Here is a 16,220-nt window from a genome sequence, read left to right as displayed (position 1 = left end):
GCGGCCGAGGGTTTGGTTCGGTCGGAGGGCTGGGGTGCGGATGTCGGCCCAGGCAGGGGAGTGCTGCTGTGGGATCGGTCCGCGGGTGTCACGGGCCGGCTCAGGCCTCGCCGGTTACGACTCGGTGGCCATGCCCAGGGAGCACAGGGAGCCGGCCAGGGCGATCAGGTCGTAGCGGGTGTCGTCTTCGTTCGTGTGCCACAGGGCGGAGAGGGTGCTTGCTGCCCGGTCGACGTCGCCGTTGTGCTGTTTCAGGGCGATCCACATCGCGGCGGCTACCGGTTCGCACTCGATGTGGCGGTTGGACGTGCGGCAGGTGAGCTCCAGGTGGCCGTTGGAGAGCATGCGCTGGGTGACGCCGGGGGCGGTGGTGATTGCCATCATGATGGCCTCCTGGTTGAGAGGGGGTGTTTCCTTGATGTACCTAGTTTCTCGGAAGCGGGCCGCCGGGACCATGGGGTGTGCTCCTGAAGCTTCCCTGGGGTTTACCCACCCTTATCCCCGGTAGATCCCTGGTTGTCAGCGGATCAGGGTTGTGGTGTGCGGGCGCGTCAGGGGCACCCGGGCCTTGGTGGGCGGGTGGGAATGGTGGCTTCATAGCCCCGCGTGCGGGCTCATGCTGTGGCTCGCAAGGGGGTGGGCGGTGGGTTGTGGGCGGTGTTGCGGAGTGGTTTCTGCTCTGGATCGAGGAGGGACGGCGGGATCCAGTGCACGGTGCCGTCGTGGAGGGCGATTTTCCAGCCGCTGTGGTGGAGGAGGCGGTGGTGGCGTTCGCAGCACGAGGCCAGGTTGTCCAGGTCGGTGGGGCCGCCGTGGGCCCAGTGGACGATGTGGTGTGGGGTGGTCCACTTTGGACCGCGGTCGCAGCCGGGGAAGGTGCAGCCGCGGTCGCGGATTGCCAGGGCTCGGCGCTGGGCGTTCGTGGCGGTGCGGGCGGAGCGGCCCAGGTCCAGGACCTGGCCTTCGGTGCCCAGGACCGCGGGGTAGACCTTGGCGTCGCACAGGATTCGGCGCAGGTCGGCGGCGGACAGCACAGATTCGTCTCCTGTCACGACCGTTTTCGCGGTGCCCTGCAGGGTTTCCAAGTCGACCGTCACCGTCGCGACTGCTCGTTCGCCGGCTTTGGCGGGCAGGTCGGGGGTGCGGGCGGCAAGGTCGACGATCGCGGCGAGGGCGTCGCCGTGGCGTTCGGCTGGGGTGCGGGGGTCGGGGGTGTCCGGCGCGGTCGCGGGGTCCGGTGCGGCCAGGGGGACCAGCAGTTGTTCGATCAGGGTGCCGGTTTCGTGGTCTACGTTGCCGCTGAAGCGGAAACGGCCGCTCTGGGTCCACTGCCAGCGGAATTCCCGCCACGGGCGGGCGGCTTCCTCGGGCCGCGGGTCCGAGTCGGGAACCGAGTCCGGGTCAAGGTCGTGGTCCACATCAGGGTAGGCGGGATCGCTGTCCCAGTAGATCTTCAGCCGGGTCGCGGCGCGGCGGACGATGCTGGGGTTGGCCTGGGTCGCGAGGGTCACCAGGGTGTCTTCGGCGACGGTGTAGTCCTCGGGGGTCAGCCACCTCGGGGCGGCGGCGAGGAATTCGGCGATGACCGCGGCGTGCTGGGCGGTGATTTCGCCCGAGGACAGGGCTTTCCAGGTCAGCGGGAGGGTCCCGGTGGCTTGGGCGAGCCGGGAGCGGGCCTCGCGCGGGGTTACGTGCAGGATCGTCGCCAGGTACGACGACGTCGAGGTGTAGCCCTCGGGCAGGGCGCCGCGCGAGTGCAGTTCCCGGATTGTCTCCAGTTGCGCGGCGTAGGCGACGTTCTGCTGTCGTTGGGTGGTCAGGAGTCTGGTGGTCAGGTCCCGGTCTGACAATTGCCAGGCGGGGAGCGTCGCAGTCGTGCTCACCCCACAATTCAATCGAACGCGCGTTCGATTACGCTATCGCTCGAAGTGGTCAACCCGTACTGCCGACACAGTGCGCACAAGATCACCTTCCGGAGCCAAAGCCCAGTCGCAGCAGTGGAAATCTGCCACTCGCCTCCAGGCGAAGGCCAACAGAAGCCAGAGCAAAAGCGACGCTTGGTAATCGTGATCACCTGATTGAGTGACTTTAGATCGCGGTTGGCTGGGCTTAGGGGGCGGCTGCGACCGTGGTACCCGCAGGAAGATGACCGTTGGGTCGAGGAGCTTGCGATGGGCGTGAACTGGGGGCAGAACCGCCGCACCGAGCCGAATGAAGCAGTGTCCCTTCTCGAGGGCTTGCTGATCGAATGCGATGCGGGGGCAGGAGACACGGTATTGGTCGGCGGAGGACCGGCCAGCGGGAAAACGCAAGTGCAGAACCAAGTGGTGGCGCGGGCCCGTGAACTGGGCGTTCTCACGCTCACCGCGGCGGGTGCGGCCGACGAGCGCGACGTCGACGGAGGTGTGCTCGACCAACTGCTGGCCAGCCCGGCATTGCCGCGCGAAACACTGGCCGCCGCGGACGGCGAGGACCGGATCGCCGCGTTGTGCAGTGCCTTGCACCGGTTGGCGCGAGAGCGGTCGCTCCTGATCGCGGTCGACGATCTGCAGCACGTGGACGAGACGTCGGCGCGGTTGTTGCTGCGGTTGCAGCGGCGGGCGCGGTCGGCGGGGATGCTGCTGGTGCTGACGCAGCCGGACGGCTGGTATTCCGGCGAGGGCATGACCTTCGCCGCGCAGCCGCACCGGTACGTGCATCTCACGCCGTTCACCGTGGAGGCGATCGCACAGCTGGTCCCGGACCACGGCGAAGCTGAGCGGATCCACGGACTGAGCGCGGGAAATCCGTTGCTGGTCAGCGCTTTGGTCGACGCCCGCCGTAGCTCGGTGGACGACGGACCGGCGTATTCCGATGCGGTGCAACGGCTTCTGCATCGCTACGGTTCGCCGCTGCGGGAGGTGGCGACAGCGATCGCGGTGCTGGACACCGACGTCACGACGGACGCGGTCGCGACAGTCGCGGGCGTGGACCCGGTCGAGGCGGAGACGTCCGCGGGGTTGCTCGTGGAGACCGGGCTGGTCGACGGCGTGCGGTTCCGGCAGCAGCCGGCCGCGGCGGCGGTGGTCGGCGGGTTGCGCGGGTCCGAGAAGGTGCAGCTGCACATCCGGGCCGCTGAGGTGAAGCACGCACGCGGGTTGCCCGCACCGGAGGTCGCGCGGCATCTCGTGGCGGCGGGCGAAGCTCAGGCGGAGTGGGCGTTGCCGGTACTGGTCGCGGCGGCGGAGCAGGTGATGCTCGGCGACGATGTCGACTTCGCGACCCGTTGCCTGCAACTGGCGGCATCGACGACCACCGCGTCGTGGGAACAGCAGATGATCTCCCAGATGCTGGCCAAGATCACCTGGCGGGTCAACCCGGCGGCGGCCGCTCCGCATCTCGCGGCGTTGTGCGAAGGGGCTTCGCTCGACCAGTCCGACCGGATCGCGGTGGTGCGCCAGTCGTTGTGGTTCGGCGACCGGGAAACCTTCGAATCCGCGCTGGTCCGGCTGGGCGACGACCTCGAGCCGCTGCACCCGCGGACGGCTGCCGAGCTGACCCTCGCCGCGCATTGGCATTACGGCACGGCACCGGAGTTGTCGGTCGACGCCTCGGATCCCTGGGTGCGCACGGCGAAAACGCTCGCGTCGGTCTGGCAGGTCGGTGGCAGCGAAGAGACTTCGGTATGCGCGGAGCGAATTCTCCAGAACTGCCGACTGTCCGACACCTCGCTGGAAGCGCTCTCCACCGCGATTCTCGCTCTGGCATATGACGGCAAGGCCGACCGCGCGGAAGGCTGGTGCACGTCGCTCGCCGAGGAGGCGGAGTACCGCGGCGCGGTGACGTGGAAGGCGATGCTTGACGCAATCGGCGCGAGTCTTCTGCTGCGTCGCGGCGAGCCGGCCAGCGCGGCGGAGGCGGCGAGCCGAGCGCTTGCGCTGCTTGACGAACCGAACTGGGGCGTCGCGATCACCTATCCGCTCGCCACGATGCTGACCGCGCACACCGCGGCAGGCGCGTTCAAGGCCGCGGCTGGGGTTTTGCGCCACGCGCTGCCGGAATCGGTGTTCACGACGCTCGGCGGGGTGCGGTTCCTCCGGGCGCGCGGGCAGTTCCATCTGGCCACGAACCGAGGGCTTTCCGCGGTGAGCGATTTCCAGCAATGCCAGCGGATTCTCCGCGAAAACGACCTTGACCTGCCCGCCGTCGCACCGTGGCGGACCGACCTCGCCGAGGCGAACCTCCGGCTGCGCAATCCGACCCTGGCGGTCGAGCTTGCAAAACAGCAGCTGGCGGACACGACGGACTCGTTCTCGCAGGCGGTGGCGCTGCGGGTGCTGGCGTTCGCGGGCGACGCCGGCGCGCGGTCCGGGTTGCTGAACCGGGCGGCGGAGGCGTTCAAGGAATCCGGCGACCGGCTCGAACTGGCCCGCACCGTCCGCGCGATCAACCAGCTCGGCCAGCGCGCGGAACGTTCGGCAGGCCTGGTGAAGCCGGTGCAGGTGCCGCGGCAGCCGTTGCGCCCGCTCGCGCCTCGCCCGGTGGCGTCGAGACCGGAGCCGCCGCGCGCGGATCCGGAGGGACCGGCGGCAACCGCGTTGAGCGACGCGGAATTGCGGGTCGCGGAACTCGCGGCACACGGTCGGACCAATCGCCAGATCGCGGAAACGCTCTACATCACGGTGTCCACTGTGGAGCAACACCTGACCAGGGTGTACCGGAAACTCGGCGTCGCCGGGCGGCGGGGGCTGGCGGGCGAACTGGCCGGTGCCGGACAGTGACCGAAAAGCTTACGGAAAGCGTGCCGGAGAGCCTGACCGAATGCGGGGCGAGAGTGCTGACCGAGGTCGAGTTGCGGGTCGCGGAACTGGCCGCGCAGGGCACTCCGGTCGGGGTGATCGCGGAGGTACTGGGAGTGTCCGCGAACACCGCCGCCAGCCACCTCGCCGCCGTCTACGTTAAGCTCCGGAACGCGTGAAGGGCCTCTCGCGCGAGATCCGCGAGAGGCCCTTCACCGGGGGCGGGAACGGGTCAGGATCGGCGGTCGGCGACCACCGCGGCGATGATGTCGTCCAGCGAGCGCGTCGGCACGAAGCCGATCTGGTTGTACGCGCGGGTGCAGTCGGGGATGCGGCGCTGCATGTCCTCGTACCCGTCGCCGTACGCCTCCTCGTACGGCACCTTCGTGATGGTGCTGCTCGAACCGGTCGCGCCGATCACGCGCTCGGCCAGCTGGGAGATGGTGGTCTGCTCGTTGCTGCCGAGGTTGAACACCTTGCCGTACGCGGAATCGTCGGCGAGCAGGTCCGCCAGCGCGGGCACGACGTCGTGCACGTGGCAGAAGCAGCGGGTCTGCTGCCCGTCGCCGAACACGGTGATCGGTTCGCCCGCCAGGGCCTGGGTGACGAAGCGGGGGATCACCATGCCGTAGCGGCCGGTCTGGCGCGGGCCGACCGTGTTGAACGGCCGCACGATCACCGTGCGCAGGCCGTGCTCGACGGCGTACAGGTGGGCGAACGTCTCGTCCAGCGCCTTCGCCTCGGCGTAGGACCAGCGGTTCTTCAGCGGCGACCCGATGATCCGGTCGTCGTCCTCGCGCAGGCCGTCCGCGGTGTTCTTGCCGTAGATCTCGCTCGTCGACGCGACCAGGATCGGCACGTCGTGCCGCAGCGCCGCGTCGAGCATGTTCTCGGTGCCGTGCAGGTTGGTGCGGAGGCTGTCCATCGTCTTGTCGAGGATGGTGAAGACGCCGACCGCGGCGGCGAGGTGGAAGATCGCGTCGATGCCCGCCATGCACGATTCGACCGCGTTCGGGTCGGTGATCGAGCCGCGCACGAACTGGAAACCGGGGTGCCCGGCGACGCCGGCGAGGTTGTCCAGGGTGCCGGTGCTGAGGTTGTCCAGCGCGACGACCTCGTCGCCGCGGGCCAGGAGGTGTTCGGTGAGGTGGGAGCCGATGAACCCGGCGCCTCCGGTGATGAGGTAACGCACGTTAGTGTCCCTTTCTCAGTTCGTGAAGAGCGCGGGGTCGAGGCGGTAGGTGGCGTCGATGACGGTCGGGCAGTCGGCGAGCCATTCGTAGTCGTGGCCCGGTTGGATGGTGTGGATGAGCGCGACGTCCCAGTCCTCGCCGTCGGGCTCGGGGACGGTGTCGAGCGAACCGCCGGTCACGCGGACGTTCGGGACCAGCGGGTCGTAGTAGCCGACCTTCGCGCCCTTCGCGGCGAGCAGGTCGATGATGTCGAGGGCGGACGACGAACGCACGTCCTGCACGCCGGGCTTGTAGGTCACGCCGACTACCAGCACGCGCGTACCCGCCATGCCCTTGCCTTCGCGCGACAGTGTGTTCAGTACGCGGTCGACAACCTGCTTCGGCCGCTCCGCGATGGCGTGCATCGCCTGGGTCACCAACGGCGCGTTGCTCTGCGTCGCGCGCAGCTGCCACAGCAGGTAGTGCGGGTCGCAGGGGATGCAGTGGCCGCCGACGCCGGGGCCGGGGTGGAAGGCCATGAAGCCGTACGGCTTGCTCGCCGCCGCGTCGATGACCTCGATCGGGTCGATCTCGAAGCCGTCGCTGATCTCGGCGAACTCGTTGGCCAGCGCGATGTTCACCGCGCGGAAGGTGTTCTCGTACAGTTTGGTCATCTCGGCCGCCTCCGGCGAGCTGACGCAGTGCACGCTCGGGGTCAGCACGTTGATCACGCGCTGCGCCATCGCCGTGCACACCGGGGTCACGCCGCCGAGCACGCGCGGCGTTTCGGCCTGGGTGTGCGTGACGTTGCCCGGGTCGATGCGCTCGGGGCTGGACGCCACGAACAGGTCGCGGCCGATGGTGAATCCCTTGGCCACCAGCGGTTTCACCAGCAGCCGGTTCGAGGTGCCGACGTAGCTGGTCGAGGTGAGGATGAACGTCTGGCCGCGGCGGGCGTTCGCGACCAGTGCCGTGCACGCCGCCTCCAGCGGGCCGAGGTCGGGCATCAGGTACTCGTCGAGCCCGGTCGGGACGCAGACCAGCACCGCGTCGGCGTCGGCCATCCGCGCGGAATCCGTGGTGAGCTGGAAGTCCTCCTGGTGCACGGCTTTCTCGAGCCGGCGGTGGTCGGCTTCGATGAGGTCGACCTCGCCCGAGCGGATCGAGTCGAGCCGGTTCTGCGACAGGTCGATGCCGATCACGCCGACGCCGCCGGCGTGCAGGCCGAGCGCGGTCGGCAGGCCGACGTAGCCCATCCCGATCACGGCGACCGACGTCAGCTCGTTCCGTTCGGCGATGGTCTCGAATTCAGCGACAGTACTGGTCATTCCTGGTCACCCGTTTCTGGATGGGCAGTGGAAAAGCGAGCGGGAAAAGCGGAGGGAAAACCGGTCATCGGACGGAACGGACGATTTCGAAGGCTTCGGCGAGCCCGGCGCTGACCTGTGAGCCGCGGTATTCGGCCAGTGCGCGGACGCCGCGTTCGCTGCGCGGGTTCGGCCACGGCTCGAGTTCTTTGCCGTAGGCGCGCAGGGCTTCGATTTTGCGCTCGAGGTGGCTTTCGTCGAGAAGCTGCCAGCAGTTCGGCCGGAAGGTGACCGGCAGCCCGGAGGCTTCTCCGACGTCCGTGGCGGAGCGGATCTCGAAGGTGCGGACTTCGCGCACCGGGCCCTTGCCCGGCCGGCCGGCGACTCGCGCGGCGCGGCTGACGAGGGCGTGGTCGGTGCTCAGGTCGCACATGCTGGTGGCGAAGATGGTGTCCGGCTCGAATTCGCGGACCTCGCGTTCGACGACCTGGTTGAGCGCGAGGTGGCTGACGGTGTCGAGCCGGTTGTCGCCGAATTCGTGGACTCGCACGCGTTCGATGCCCAGTGTTTTGGCGGCGAGTTCGATCGCGTCGGTGCGGTTGGTGACTTCGGCGCCGGCGGCTGAACGCGAACCGTCGTCGTTGGTGAGAATGCAAAGCGAAATGGAGACGCCTTCGTCGGCGAGCCGGGCGATGGTCCCGCCCGCGCCGAGCGTTTCGTCGTCGCCGTGGGCTCCCACCACCAGCAGCCTGCGTGTCAACGTGTGCATACGATTCCCCAGTCCTTGTCCGGGCGGTGAAACCCCCAGCGGAAACGAGCCGTGCGAAATGGCTTGGAACGCAAGAAAAATTTGACATCCGGCGGTGCTTGCGACAACCCCTAAAGACCGTCTAAAGCGGACCTTGGCCGCGCGGGAGGACAGGCGCGGCAAGCGCGTTAGGGGTGGGCCGTCGCGACGTCGGAAGCTGGTCGCTTTACCAGCGCACGGGAAGGTCGGCGCGCACGACGGTAGGCCCGCCCGCCGGGCTGACCACGGTGAGCACGCCGTCGATGGTGCCTGCCCGGTCGGCGAGGCCGGCCAATCCGCCGCCGGGACGCACGGACGCGCCGCCGTGCCCGTTGTCGATGATCTCGACGACCACCGTGTCGTCGTCGCGAGTCACGCGCACCGACGCGCGGTCCGCGCCCGCGTGTTTGGCGACATTGATGAGGGTTTCGCTGACGATAAAGTACGTCGTGGTCTCCACGGGCGCGGGCGGCCGGGGTTCCACCGTCACCTCGACGTCCACGTGGATCGGCATCCGCGCGGTCAGGGCGGACAACGCGGCGTCCAGGCCGCGGTCCTGCAGCACCGGGGAGTAGATCCCCCGGGCGAGGTCGCGCAGTTCGGACACGGCGAGTTTCGCGTCCGTATGGGCCGCGCCAACCAGTTCGCGCACCGCGGCGGGATCGTCGAGCTTCAGCTGCGCCCGGCCCAGGCTCATCGCCACCGCGACCAGCCGCTGCTGCGCCCCGTCGTGCAGGTCGCGTTCGATGCGCTTGCGCTCGGCCTCTACGGCATCGACGCCGCGGGCCCGCGAGTCCTTCAACTGCCGGGAGCGTGCCTCCAGCTGCGCCGTCCGGTCCGGCCCGAGCATTGACAGCGCCAACGCGCCGTGCATCGCGCCGATCCGCGGGGCCACGAAGATGCCGAACGGCGGCACGGCGACGGACACGATCCCGGCCACGAATTCCACGATGCCCAGCGGGAACGCGAGCAAGGCGTAGAGCAGTTCGCGCCACGTGGCCGGGTCCACGAGCCGGGTCTGCCACGTCAGCAGCAGGCCGGCGCCGTGCGGATGCCGGCGGGGCGGCGGGACGTCGACGCCGAGCATGACGCGCACCCAGCGGCGTTCCGCGCGGGCCAGGCCGCGGGCCGTCGAGGTCGCGGTGATCAGGATCGGGATGCCGATCCACAGCATGGTGGTGGCGATGCCGAGCAAGGTCGTGGCGAGCACGAGCACGAACGCGACGACGCGGAGGGGGAAGCTCGCGATGAGGAAGCCGATGGTGCGGACGACGCGGGGCCGCTGCGTCACCGGCATCGAGCGATCCGCTCCAGTTCCGGCACGAGGTCGTTGAGGGTCGGCGTGGCCAGCATCTCGTCCCGGACCTCGAGCGAGCACTCGCGGAAGGACGGTTCCTCCAGCAATCGCTGGAGTCCATTTCGGACGGATCCCGGCGTGACCTCCTCCAGATCGATCATCAGGCCGTTGCCGCGCTTCACCTGTGCGAGCGCGGAAATCCGCTCGCTCCACGTGGTGCCGGGGATCACCAGCTGGGGGACGCCGTTGACCACCGCGTTGCCGATCGTCGCGCCGCCGCCCTGGTGCACGATGGCCGAGCAGCTCGCGAGGAGCTCGTACATCGGCACGAAGTCCACCGCGCGCACGTTGTCCGGAACCTTGTCGACCGACGCGAGCTGCTCCGCGTTGAGCGTCGCGATCACTTCGACGTCGAGGTCGGCAAGGCCGTCGAGCAGCGCGGAAACCGAGGTCTCCTCTTCGCCGAGCGTCTGCCGGTTGGAGATGCCGAGGGTCAGCATGACGCGCGGACGCGACGGGGGCTCGACCACCCAGCGCGGCAGCGCCATCGGCTTGTTCAACGGCACGAACCGCGCCGGGAGGTAGTCGACGTCGACGCCGTCGTACCGGAGATAGGACGGATGGCAGTCGATGGTTTTGACGCCGTAGCGCAGGTTCTCGTCGTAGTCCGCGCCGTAGCGGCCCACCGCGTCCGACATCCATTCCACGAACGGGTCCGGGCTGGTGTCCTCGGGCTTGCTCGCGCGCAGGTCCCGGTACTGCGCGCCGATCCGCGCCGTCTGGTCGGCCGCGTACATCATCCGCAGGTGCGGGACGCCGACCGCCTGCGCGACGATCGGCGCGGTGTAGACCAGCGGGTCCCACACGACGAGGTCCGGCTGCCAGTGCCGGGCGAACCGGACGAGGTCGTTGAGCAGCGGTTCCGGCGAGTTCCAGCGGAAAACGTCGACCCAGCCGTCGTAAACGGTGCGCACGTACTCCTCGGTGTAGCGCTCCGGGCGGCTTTCGGAAAGCTGGTGCCTGGTGTGCGCGGTGTCGTCGCCGCCGGCGCTGAGCCGCCGGTGCTCCGCGATGTCGAGGTCCTCGCCGAACCACATCGCGTCGAGGCCGGTTTCGGCGAACGGCAGGACCTCGCGGGGATTGCGCTGGCCGACGAACCGCACCTCGTGGCCGGCGGCCGCCAGCGCCCACCCGACCGGGGCCATGCTGTAGACGTGCGTCCTAGTCGGGAAGACCATCAACATGACTCGCACAACGCACTCTCCGATGCCGGGGTCCGGGAAACACTGCTGGGGAAACGGTAATCGCGGCGGGCCGCTCGGCAGACCCGGCATTACGGCGTTAGGGGCCGTTAGGGGTGGGGATTCGCGGGCAGGCGCGAATAGCTTCGGCGAGGTCGTGGTGCGCGCGGGCGACCCGGCCCGCGACGGCAGGTGCCGAGACCGACGAACGAGGGGACTTCCCAGTGACCGGCCACGAGCAGAACACCGCACCGTCCACCGAGCAGATCGTCGCCGCGCTGCGGCAGTCCATGGTGGACAACGAACGGCTCAAGGCGGACAACCAGAAGCTCGCCGCGGCGATGAACGAGCCGATCGCGATCATCGGGATGGGCTGCCGGTACCCCGGCGGGGTCGCCACGCCCGCGCAGCTCTGGGACCTGGTCGCGGGCGGTGTCGACGCGGTCGGCGAGTTCCCCGAGGACCGCGGCTGGGACACCGAGTCGATCTTCGACCCCGCGGGAAGCCCCGGCACGACGTATTCGAAGGAGGGCGGTTTCCTTTACGATGCCGCCGACTTCGAGCCGGAGTTCTTCGGTATCTCCCCGCGCGAGGCTCGCACCCTCGACCCGCAGCAGCGGGTGGTGCTGGAGACCGCGTGGGAGGCGGTGGAACGCGCCGGGATCGTGCCGTCGACGTTGCGGGGCAGCAAAACCGGCGTCTTCGCCGGCGTGATGTACCACGACTACGGCGCGGGCAGCAGCGACGGCAGCCTGATTTCCGGCCGCATCTCCTACACCCTCGGGCTCGAAGGTCCGTCGGTGTCGGTCGACACCGCGTGCTCGTCGTCGCTGGTCGCCTTGCACTGGGCGGCCCAGGCGCTGCGCCGCGGCGAGTGCTCGCTGGCGTTGGCCGGCGGCGTCACCGTGATGGTGACCCCGGACATGTTCGTCTACTTCAGCGAGCAGCAGGGCCTCTCCCCGGACGGCCGCTGCAAGGCGTTCGGCAGCGGCGCGGACGGCGTCGGCTGCTCCGAAGGCGCCGGAATGCTTCTGCTGGAACGGCTTTCCGACGCGCGCCGCAACGGCCACCACGTCCTCGCGGTGCTGCGCGGCAGCGCGGTCAACTCCGACGGCGCGTCCAGCGGCATCACGGTCCCGAACGGGCCCGCGCAGCAGCGGGTGATCCGCGCGGCCTTGGCGGACGCCGGGCTGAAACTGTCCGATGTGGACGCTGTCGAAGCACACGGCACCGGCACGAAGCTCGGCGACCCGATCGAGGCGCAGGCGCTGATCGCCACCTACGGCAAGGCGGCCACCGCTGATCGGCCGCTGCACGTCGGGTCGTTCAAATCGAACGTCGGCCACACGCAAGCCGCGGCGGGCGTCGGCGGCGTGATCAAGATGGTGGAGGCGCTGCGGCGCGGCGTGCTCCCGCGCACGCTGCACGCCGACGAGCCGTCGCCGCACGTCGAATGGACCGATACCGTCTCGCTTCTCCGTGAGCCGACGCCGTGGCCGGAGACCGGGCGGCCGCGTCGCGCGGGCGTTTCGTCGTTCGGCATCAGCGGGACCAACGCGCACGTGATTGTCGAGCAGGGCGACCCGGTGACGCGTTCTTCGGACGATGGACCCGTGACCTGGCTGCTGTCCGCCAACGACGCGGAGGCCCTGCGGGCACAGGCGGGCAACCTCGCGTCCGTCGCTGCCGAATCGTCCACTGTGGACATCGGATTCTCGCTGGCGACCACCCGGACCCAGTACGAGCACCGCGCCGGGATCGTCGCGGGCGACCGGGCCGCCGCGATCCGCGCGCTGACCGAGTACGCGGCGGGCCGCACATCGGCGGGTGTCGTCGAAGGCGTGGCGAGCACCGGGCGCACGGCGTTCCTGTTCACCGGCCAAGGCGCCCAGCGCGCCGGGATGGGTCTGGAACTGGCCGCGGCCTACCCGGCGTTCGTCGAGGCCTTCGACGCAGTGGCGGCCGAATTGGACAAGCACCTCGACGTGCCGGTGCGGACCGTGCTGGGTTCCGACGAGACCGGGTATACACAACCGGCGTTGTTCGCCGTCGAGGTCGCGGTGTTCCGGCTGCTCGAATCGTGGGGCGTCACTCCGGATTACCTGCTGGGGCATTCGATCGGCGAGCTGGCCGCGGCGCACGTCGCCGGGGTGCTCTCGCTCGAAGACGCGTGCACGCTCGTGACGGCGAGGGCGCGGCTCATGCAGGCTCTTCCTGCCGGCGGGGCAATGGTCGCCGTCGCGGCGGCGGAGGCCGATGTCGTGCCGCTGCTGACCGAGGGCGTGTCGATCGCCGCTGTCAACGGACCGGCGTCGGTGGTGCTGTCCGGCGACGAGGACGCGGTCCTCGCGGTGGCATCGACCTTCGAGAAGACTTCGCGGCTGAAGGTGTCGCACGCGTTCCACTCGGCGCTGATGGAGCCGATGCTGGCCGATTTCGCTCTCGTCGCCCGGAAGCTGACCTATTCCGAGCCCGCGATCCCGATCGTCTCGACGGTTTCGCCGGACGCCGACCTGACTTCGCCGGAGTACTGGGTGAACCAGGTGCGCGACGCGGTCCGGTTCGCCGACGGTGTGCGTACGCTGCTCGACGCTGGCGTCACGACGTTTGTCGAGGTCGGCCCGTCCGCCGTGCTCACCGCGATGGGCCAGCTGTGCCTTGGCGCGGACGACCGGGCGACGTTCGTTCCGGTGCTACGCAAGGATCGGCCCGAAGGCGAGTCGGCTGCCGCCGCAGTGGCGACGCTGTTCACCACTGGGTCCACTGTGGACTTTTCGGCGTTCTACGCTGGCGGGGCACCGGTCGAGCTGCCGACGTATGCCTTCCAGCGCAAGCGTTACTGGCTGGAGAACCCGACCGGGGCCCGCGTCCGCGGGGTCGCCGAGGTCGGGCAGGTCGACGCCGGGCACCCGCTGCTGGGCGCGGTCGTGGCGACCGCCGACACCGGCGGCGTCGTGCTCACCGGGGAGCTTTCGCTGCGCGCGCAGCCGTGGCTCGGCGACCACGTCGTGCAGGGGGTTCCACTGTTCCCCGGCACGGCTTTCGTCGAACTGGCCGTGCGGGCGGGCGACGAGGTGAGTTGCGCGCGGCTCGACGAGCTGACGCTCGCGGTCCCGCTGATCCTGCCCGAACACGGATCCGTCCCGGTTCAGGTGACGGTGGGCGCGGAGGACGAGTCGGGCACCCGTGCGGTGGGCATTTACTCGCGGGCCGCGGACACCGGGGAGTGGACGCACCACGCCAGCGGGAGGGTGTCGCCGACGGCGGACACGCCCGTTGCCGCCGCGGAGTGGCCCCCGGCCGGTGCGGTCGAGATCGACGTGACCAGCCGCTACGACGAACTCGCCGCCCAGGGTTTCGACTACGGGCCGGTCTTCGCCGGGCTGCGCCGGGTCTGGCGCGACGGGAACACTCTCGCCGCCGAAGTCGCGTTGCCGGAGCACACCGACGGTTCGGCTTTTGCGTTGCATCCCGCCCTGCTGGACGCCGCGCTGCACACCATCGGCCTGGCCGGGCTGACCGAGGACAAGCCGGCGCTGCCGTTCGCGTGGAGCGGGGTTTCGCTGCACGCCGCCGGGGCATCGAACTTGCGCGTGCTGCTCTCCGCAGACGTCGAGAACACCATCTCGCTCACCGCCACCGATCCCGCTGGCGCGCCGATCGTGACCGTGGGGGCGCTGGCGCTGCGGCCGATCGCCGACGACGCGTTCGCCCGTCCGGCGGCCGGGGACTCGCTGTTCCGGGTGGAATGGCAGCCTTACTCAGGCGATGCCGCTTCCGGCGTTTCGCACGCAGTGCTCGGCGCGGATCCCTTCGGCCTCGGCGGGGAGTCCTATGTGGACCTTGCCGCACTGATCGACGCGGTGGGGACGGGAAAGGCCGCTCCGGACGTGGTGTCCGTGTCGTTCGAGGCACCCGAGGAGGCTGCGCCCGAACTGGCGCGCGAGGCCGCCCACCGGCTGCTGGACCTGGTCCGGACGTGGGTCAGCGAACCAGCGCTGGCCGCTTCCCGGCTCGTCGTGGTCGCGTCCCACGCCATCGCGACGCGTCCCGAGGAAGACGTCGCCAACCTGGTGCATGCCGCGCTGTGGGGCATCGTCCGGTCGGCCGAGTTGGAGTACCCGGACCGGTTCGCGGCGGTCGACCTCGACGGCAGCGAGCCGCCGCTGGCCACCGTGCTCGGCGCGATCCAAGCCGGTGAGCCCGGTGTCGCCGTCCGGGACGGGGCAGTGCTGGTGCACCGGCTGGCGAAGTTCGCCCCCGAGACGTCGGCACCGTCGCTGAACCCGGACGGAACTGTGCTCGTCACCGGCGGCACCGGGGCGCTGGGCGCGTTGATCGCGCGGCACCTGGTGACCGAACACGACGTGCGTCACCTGCTGCTGACCAGCCGTCGCGGCGAGGCGGCATCGGGAGCGACGGAGCTCAAGGCGGAACTGGAGGAGCTGGGCGCTTCGGTTTCGCTGGCGGCCTGCGATCTCGCGGACCGGACCGCGGCGGCCGCGCTGGTGGCGGGCGTGCCTGCCGAGCATCCGCTGACCGCGGTCGTGCACACGGCGGGCGTCCTGGACGACGGGGTGCTGCTCGCGCTGACCCCGGAGCGGATGGACGCGGTGCTGCGGCCGAAGCTGGACGCGGCCTGGCACCTGCACGAGCTGACCGCGGAGCTCGACCTGGCCGCGTTCGTGCTGTTCTCCTCCGTCGCGGGCACGTTCGGTTCGGCCGGGCAGGCGAACTACTCGGCCGGGAACGTGTTCCTCGACGCGTTGGCCCACCGCCGGGCGGCGCTCGGGTTGCCCGCGGTGTCGCTGTCGTGGGGCTTGTGGTCCGGCGGCATGGCGGGCGCGCTCGGCGACACCGACCTGGTCCGGATGGCACGGTCCGGCGTGGCCGGGCTGTCGTTCGCCGACGGGCTCGAGCTGTTCGACGCGACGTTCGGCACCTCGCAGCCGGCGCTGGTGCCGGTCCGGCTCGACCTGGCCGGGCTGCGGTCCGCCGCGGACGGTGTGCCGCCGATGCTGCGCGGCCTGGTGCGCGCGGGCACGCGGCGGCGTGCCGCGGCCGCCGACGACTCGTGGGCCCGGATCGAGGCCCTGCCCGCCGGGGAACGGGAGCGGGCGCTGCTCGACCTCGTGTGCGGCACGGCAGCGGTGGTGCTCGGGCACGACCGCCCGGACGCGATCGACCCGCGCAAGGGATTCATCGAGCTCGGCTTCGATTCCCTGACCGCGATCGAGCTGCGGAACCGGCTGGACGAGCTGTCCGGCCAGCGCCTGCCCGCGACGCTGATCTTCGACTATCCGTCCCCGGGCGCGGTGGCGGGGCTCCTCGGAACGGGCCTGGCGGACCAGCCGTCTATTGTGGACTCCCGGTTGGCCGCTCTCGAATCCGCATTGCGGGACAACGCGTTGGCCGAGGACGACCGGGAGAAGCTGGTCAGCCGCTTGACCGCGTTGCTGGCGGCGTACTCGGCTCCCGAGAAGTCCGCGGACATCGAGAACGCCAGCGCTGAGGACCTCTTCGCGCTCCTGGACGAGGAATTGGACACCAAACCGGTGTGACCCTGCGAGTCCCCGCTGACGCCAAGCCAATGGCGCAGCGGGGACTCGTGCCATGCGGCGGGCAGAGAAGCAGTTCA

At 70.0% G+C, this 16,220-nt stretch carries 10 protein-coding genes; 3 read left to right on the top strand and 7 right to left on the bottom strand.

Annotated features, from left to right (window positions below):
- Positions 1-114 precede the first annotated feature (114 nt).
- Both EIZ44_RS17555 and EIZ44_RS17550 read right to left on the bottom strand, forming a co-directional pair.
- Positions 115-384, bottom strand: coding sequence for a hypothetical protein (locus EIZ44_RS17555; RefSeq protein ID WP_205673190.1), 270 nt, complete (start codon positions 382-384; stop codon positions 115-117).
- A 230-nt stretch (positions 385-614) separates the two neighbouring features.
- Positions 615-1,883 carry an HNH endonuclease signature motif containing protein gene (locus EIZ44_RS17550; protein ID WP_134729769.1) on the bottom strand — a complete coding sequence of 423 codons (1,269 nt, stop codon included), beginning with the start codon at positions 1,881-1,883 and terminating at the stop codon, positions 615-617.
- 288 nt (positions 1,884-2,171) lie between these two features.
- On the opposite strand from EIZ44_RS17550, the gene EIZ44_RS17545 reads away from it, so the two are divergent.
- On the top strand, positions 2,172-4,760 hold the full coding sequence (locus EIZ44_RS17545; RefSeq protein WP_134729767.1) for a helix-turn-helix transcriptional regulator: 2,589 nt from the start codon (positions 2,172-2,174) through the stop codon (positions 4,758-4,760).
- Positions 4,757-4,957 (top strand): LuxR C-terminal-related transcriptional regulator, encoded by a 201-nt coding sequence (locus EIZ44_RS17540; protein ID WP_134667390.1) that lies wholly within the window; start codon positions 4,757-4,759, stop codon positions 4,955-4,957. Before EIZ44_RS17545 ends, EIZ44_RS17540 begins: the two co-directional genes overlap by 4 nt.
- Positions 4,958-5,010: 53 nt before the next feature.
- On the opposite strand, the gene EIZ44_RS17535 is transcribed toward EIZ44_RS17540, so the two are convergent.
- The 5 genes from EIZ44_RS17535 to EIZ44_RS17515 all read right to left on the bottom strand — a co-directional run bounded on the left by EIZ44_RS17535 (position 5,011) and on the right by EIZ44_RS17515 (position 10,585).
- Entirely contained in the window at positions 5,011-5,970 is a 960-nt protein-coding gene (locus EIZ44_RS17535) for an NAD-dependent epimerase/dehydratase family protein (RefSeq protein WP_037810563.1), read from the bottom strand.
- A gap of 15 nt (positions 5,971-5,985) precedes the next feature.
- On the bottom strand, positions 5,986-7,278 hold the full coding sequence (locus EIZ44_RS17530; protein ID WP_134667389.1) for a nucleotide sugar dehydrogenase: 1,293 nt from the start codon (positions 7,276-7,278) through the stop codon (positions 5,986-5,988).
- Positions 7,279-7,342: 64 nt separating this feature from the next.
- Positions 7,343-8,026: a PIG-L deacetylase family protein gene (locus tag EIZ44_RS17525; RefSeq protein WP_043836772.1), complete on the bottom strand. Its 684-nt coding sequence runs from the start codon at positions 8,024-8,026 to the stop codon at positions 7,343-7,345.
- 205 nt (positions 8,027-8,231) lie between these two features.
- Complete coding sequence (locus EIZ44_RS17520; RefSeq protein ID WP_134729765.1) at positions 8,232-9,341, bottom strand: sensor histidine kinase; 1,110 nt, start codon at positions 9,339-9,341, stop codon at positions 8,232-8,234.
- A complete protein-coding gene (locus EIZ44_RS17515; protein WP_240691345.1) occupies positions 9,332-10,585 on the bottom strand; it encodes a nucleotide disphospho-sugar-binding domain-containing protein in 1,254 nt (417 codons plus the stop codon). Before EIZ44_RS17515 ends, EIZ44_RS17520 begins: the two co-directional genes overlap by 10 nt.
- A gap of 221 nt (positions 10,586-10,806) precedes the next feature.
- Here EIZ44_RS17515 and EIZ44_RS17510 point away from each other — a divergent pair, with 221 nt between their 5' ends.
- Positions 10,807-16,143: a type I polyketide synthase gene (locus EIZ44_RS17510; RefSeq protein ID WP_167754171.1), complete on the top strand. Its 5,337-nt coding sequence runs from the start codon at positions 10,807-10,809 to the stop codon at positions 16,141-16,143.
- Positions 16,144-16,220 lie beyond the last annotated feature (77 nt).

Source organism: Amycolatopsis nivea (genome assembly GCF_004522235.1).
Lineage (GTDB): Bacteria > Actinomycetota > Actinomycetes > Mycobacteriales > Pseudonocardiaceae > Amycolatopsis > Amycolatopsis nivea.
Note: the sequence above shows the minus strand (reverse complement) of the source record. Positions and strands in the feature narration are given on the sequence as shown.